Origin of the sequence: Mesorhizobium sp. M4B.F.Ca.ET.089.01.1.1, from assembly GCF_004022605.1 — a bacterium.
Classification (GTDB): domain Bacteria; phylum Pseudomonadota; class Alphaproteobacteria; order Rhizobiales; family Rhizobiaceae; genus Mesorhizobium; species Mesorhizobium abyssinicae.
On sequence record NZ_RZOS01000457.1, the window covers coordinates 1 to 4,336 of the forward strand.

The following is a 4,336-nucleotide window of genomic DNA, read 5'->3' on the forward strand; positions in this document are numbered from 1 at the left end:
GCCACGGACGAAGCCGTCGGCCAGCGCCACCGCGTTCATGGCGCCGGCGCTGGTGCCGGACACCGCAGAAATCTCCAGCCGCCCGTCCTCCAGCAGGCGGTCGAGCACGCCCCAGGAGAAGGCGCCGTGCGAGCCACCCCCCTGCAGCGCGACGTTGATCTTCTTGTTTTCCTCCGCCTTGCCGTTCGTCGTCATGGCGTTCCTGTCGTTGGGTGCCAGCAGCTCATCCGGCCCGGGAATCGGGTCGGCGCGGCCGCGGCGGACCTATGTTGCAGTGCAGCATATAAGTCCTGACCAAGGCAAGAACACGAACACGCTCGCGTGATCACATGAAATTTCGCTCATGAGCGAGATTCTCCGCCTGAAGGCGGAGACCGACTTCAGGCGACGAGATCCGGCACCGGCCCGACATAGCGCGACTGCGGCCGGATCAGCCGCCCGGTCGTCTGCTGCTCGCGCGCATGGGCGATCCAGCCGGCGATGCGGCCCGCGGCGAAGACATTGGAGAACGCCTCCGCGGGAAAGCCCGCCGCTTCCAGCAGGAGCGCGGTGTAGAATTCGACATTGGTCTGGATCGAGCGCTGCGGCTTGGCGACCCGCAGCACCTCGAGCGCTGCCTGCTCGACCTCTTCGGCGAAGGCCAGCCGGCGGCCGGTTCCACCCTTGCCGCCCAGCTGCCGCACCACCGCCTTCAGCACGTCGGCGCGCGGATCGCGCCCCCGGTAGATACGGTGGCCAAAGCCCATGATGCGCTCGCCATGCACGATCTCGTCGCGCAGCCAGCCTGCTGCGTCGCCGCTCGCCTCGATCGCGTCCAGCATTTCGATGACCGGTCCGGGCGCGCCGCCATGCAGCGGCCCCTTGAGCGCGCCGAGCCCGGCCAGGATCGCCGAGGTCAGCCCGGCCTGGGTCGAGGCGACGACACGGGTGGCAAAAGTCGAGGCGTTGAGGCCATGGTCGCAGACGGTGACCAGATAGGTGTCGAGCGCCCTGGCCAGGTCGGGTGAATCCGCCTTGCCGCTCAGCATCCGCAGCATGTCGGCGGCATGATCGGCACCCTTGTCGGGGGCGACCGCTTTGTCGCCGCGTTTTGCCCGCAGCAAGGCCGGTGTCAGTACCGCTGGCGCGGCGATCAGCCGGAGCGCATCCGCCAGCGTCCCGCCATCCGGCAGCAAGGCGATGCCGGCGCGCATGCCGCTGTAGACATCGAGCGCGGCCAGTGTGGAAAGAGTCGGCTGCAGCCGCTGGAACACCTCGACCCGCGCCCGGCCGATCGCCTCGGCCAGTTCAGCATCGCCGGGAAGGTCGTCGAAGAAGCCGTCGAGCAACAGGCGCGCCACTTGCGGATAGCGCCAGCGGCCGGCGAGTTCCGGCAGCGAATGGCCACGGATCGTCAGCCGGCCGCCGAGGCCGTCGACATCGGAAAGCACGGTTTCCGCCGCCACCACATCATCGAGCCCGTTTGCCATGTTCGTCTCCTTCGCCATTTACGGAGCTGAATTAATGGTGCAAGTTCGAGGCATCAATCTTGATCAAGTGAATCAATATGTCCAAGCAATCGGCTGCATGACAAACAACATGTCCGAATGGCTGACGCGTGAGGAGGCGCTGGAACGACTCAAGGTGCGGCCGCAGACGCTCTATGCCTATGTCAGCCGTGGCCGTATCGGCATGCGTCCGGACGCAGCCGATCCGCGCCGCAGCCAGTATCGCGCCGACGACATCGCCGCCCTCGCCACGCGCCGCGCGCGCGGCCGAAGCCCGCGAGCGATCGCAGAAAGCGCCATCGACTGGGGCGAGCCGGCTTTTGCCACCTCGATCTCGACCATCCAGCATGGCGGCCTTTTCTATCGCGGAAAGGATGCTGTGACGCTCTCCAGCGCGGCGACGCTGGAGGAGACGGCAAGCCTGCTCTGGGCAGCGGACGTCCCGGTGTCGTTTGCCTCGCCCGGCCGCGGTGACGCGCGCGACAGCGGTCGCGGCGCGGCATTCGCGACGCTGGCTGGACTGGCTGCCGAAGGCCGGCCTTCGCTGGGACGCGGGCCAGCCATGCTCTACCGCGATGCCGCCGACGCCATCGCGGCCCTGGCAGAGGCGCTCGGCGCGGCTGCGGGAAACGGCGCCGTGCATGAGAGATTGGCGCGCAGCTGGTCGGTCGGCGCTGCCGGCGCCAATCTGATACGCAGGGCATTGGTGCTGCTCGCCGATCACGAGTTGAACGCCTCGACCTTCGCCACGCGGGTCGCCGCGTCCACCGGCGCGTCAGTTGCCGCTTGCCTGCTTGCCGGTCTTGCCACCCTGTCCGGACCGCGCCATGGCGGCGCCGGCGAGGCCTTGCTCAATCTGGTCGAGGACGCCGAAAGGCTGGGAGCCGATGCGGCGGTCGAGCGCTGGCTTGGCCACGACCGGCCGCTGCCCGGCTTTGGCCATCCACTCTATCCGGAGGGCGACCCAAGGGCGGAGGCGTTGTTGGCCGATGTCGAGATCGATGGCTGTATGCTATGCCTCGGCGAGACCGTCCTCGGCGCGACGGGGGCGCGCCCGAACATCGACTTCGCGTTGGCCGCGCTGACGCGCCAGTTGCGCCTGCCGCCCGACGCGCCGTTCCGCCTGTTCGCGCTCGGGCGCAGCGTCGGCTCGGCCGCGCATGCCGTCGAGCAGGTCGTGAGCAACCGCCTGATCCGGCCGCGCGCCCGCTACGACGGGCCCGTCGGGATTTAGCGGAACTGGTGCTTATCAAAGCCAAGCCCTGGGGCGCGTCGCTCCAGGGCTTGTTGAGATTCAGGGTCAGGCCGGCTTCACCTGTATGGCAACGTGCCCGTCACGACATCGTGTCGAGCTTGCGCTGCATGGCCGCGATCTGTTCCTTCAGTTCCTGGAGGTCATCGGATTTTTCCGGCGCTTCCTTTTTCACCGGCTCGGCCGGGGCGGGCGCAGTGCCATTCGAGGTCGCCGACGGAAACGGCGTGAACATGCGCATGGCGTTCTGGAACATCTCCATGTTGCGGCGCGTCTGGTCCTCCAGCGCCTTCATCGGCGTCGACATCTTCATCATGTCCATCGGCGACTTGCCGAACGCGCCCTTCATCTGTTCGCGAAAACGCTCCTGCTCCTTGGAGAAGGCGATCATCGACTGCTCGAGGAAGCTGGGCACGATCATCTGCATCTGGTCGCCGTAGAAGGCGATCAGCTGGCGCAGGAACGGGATCGGCAGCATGTTCTGCCCATCCTTGTTCTCCAGCTCGAAAATGATCTGGGTCAGCACCGGATGCGTTATGTCGTCGCCGGTCTTGGCGTCCTGGACGGTGAATTCCTCGCCCTTCTTGACCATGTCGGCGAGGTCTTCCAGCGTCACATAGGTGCTGGTGCCGGTGTTGTAGAGTCGGCGGTTGGCATATTTCTTGATGACGATCGGGTCGTCTTTTGCGGCCATCAGTATCCTCCCCGGACACCGGCGCATTTGAGTAAGCAGCCGGTAACGATTGCGCCCTGTCAAGGATATGCGCAAAAGCGTCACAATTCCAAGCGGTTTGTGCAGTGCAAGATCGATTAATGCTGCACGGCGGCCGGAATATGCTGCGCAGCGAAGCGAGGACCGCCGCCCTGGCCGGCGCAGGCCTGCTTGCCGCGCATGGCCGGCATGCCCATTTCCGGTTTGACTTGGCACCGGGAAAGGGCAAGAAAGTTCCTCAACGACACCCAAAAACACCACACCTCGAAGTCTGGAGAAGAAAATGTCCGCATCCAATGGCATCGTTGTCGCCAGTGCCGCGCGCACAGCAGTCGGCTCCTTCAACGGCAGCTTCGCCGCCACCCCGGCACATGAACTCGGCGCCGTCGTGATCAGGGAATTGCTCGCGCGCGCCAACGTCGAGCCTTCCGAAGTCGACGAGGTCATCCTCGGCCAGGTGCTGACCGCCGCCCAGGGCCAGAACCCGGCCCGCCAGGCTTCGATCAACGCCGGCCTTCCCAAGGAGACCACCGCCTGGGGCCTCAACCAGGTCTGCGGCTCGGGCCTGCGCGCGATCGCGCTCGGCATGCAGCAGATCGCCACCGGCGATGCCAAGGTGATCGTCGCCGGCGGTCAGGAATCGATGTCGCTCTCGGCGCATGCCCAGCATCTGCGCGCCGGCGTCAAGATGGGCGACTACAAGATGATCGACACCATGATCAAGGACGGGCTGTGGGATGCCTTCAACGGCTATCACATGGGCAACACCGCTGAGAATGTCGCGCGCCAGTTCCAGATCACCCGCGACGACCAGGACGAGTTCGCGCTGGCTTCGCAGAACAAGGCCGAGGCCGCGCAGAAGGCCGGCAAGTTCAAGGACGAGAT

General features: G+C 66.1%; 5 protein-coding genes. 2 read left to right on the forward strand and 3 right to left on the reverse strand.

Going from position 1 to position 4,336, the window contains the following annotated elements:
* The coding region (locus EN780_RS28420) for a patatin-like phospholipase family protein (protein WP_189556804.1) at nucleotides 1-195 on the reverse strand (195 nt) is incomplete at its 3' end.
* Between the two features lie 185 nt (nucleotides 196-380).
* Nucleotides 381-1,469 carry a citrate synthase/methylcitrate synthase gene (locus tag EN780_RS28425; protein ID WP_128275947.1) on the reverse strand — a complete coding sequence of 363 codons (1,089 nt, stop codon included), beginning with the start codon at nucleotides 1,467-1,469 and terminating at the stop codon, nucleotides 381-383.
* Nucleotides 1,470-1,578: 109 nt separating this feature from the next.
* Between EN780_RS28425 and EN780_RS28430 the strand changes: the two genes are divergently transcribed.
* Nucleotides 1,579-2,721: a citrate/2-methylcitrate synthase gene (locus EN780_RS28430; RefSeq protein ID WP_128275948.1), complete on the forward strand. Its 1,143-nt coding sequence runs from the start codon at nucleotides 1,579-1,581 to the stop codon at nucleotides 2,719-2,721.
* A 100-nt stretch (nucleotides 2,722-2,821) separates the two neighbouring features.
* Here EN780_RS28430 and phaR read toward each other — a convergent pair whose 3' ends face one another.
* Entirely contained in the window at nucleotides 2,822-3,433 is a 612-nt protein-coding gene (phaR, locus tag EN780_RS28435; protein WP_127285535.1) for a polyhydroxyalkanoate synthesis repressor PhaR, read from the reverse strand.
* Nucleotides 3,434-3,734: 301 nt separating this feature from the next.
* Here phaR and EN780_RS28440 point away from each other — a divergent pair.
* Nucleotides 3,735-4,336: beta-ketoacyl synthase N-terminal-like domain-containing protein (locus EN780_RS28440; RefSeq protein ID WP_348631271.1), on the forward strand; the 602-nt coding region annotated here is incomplete at its 3' end.

Bases quoted from the DNA above. Each gene is read 5' to 3' on its own strand.
- EN780_RS28425 (WP_128275947.1), bottom strand. From the start codon at position 1,469: ATGGCAAACGGGCTCGATGATGTGGTGGCGGCGGAAACCGTGCTTTCC.
- EN780_RS28430 (WP_128275948.1), top strand. From the start codon at position 1,579: ATGTCCGAATGGCTGACGCGTGAGGAGGCGCTGGAACGACTCAAGGTG.
- phaR (WP_127285535.1), bottom strand. From the start codon at position 3,433: ATGGCCGCAAAAGACGACCCGATCGTCATCAAGAAATATGCCAACCGC.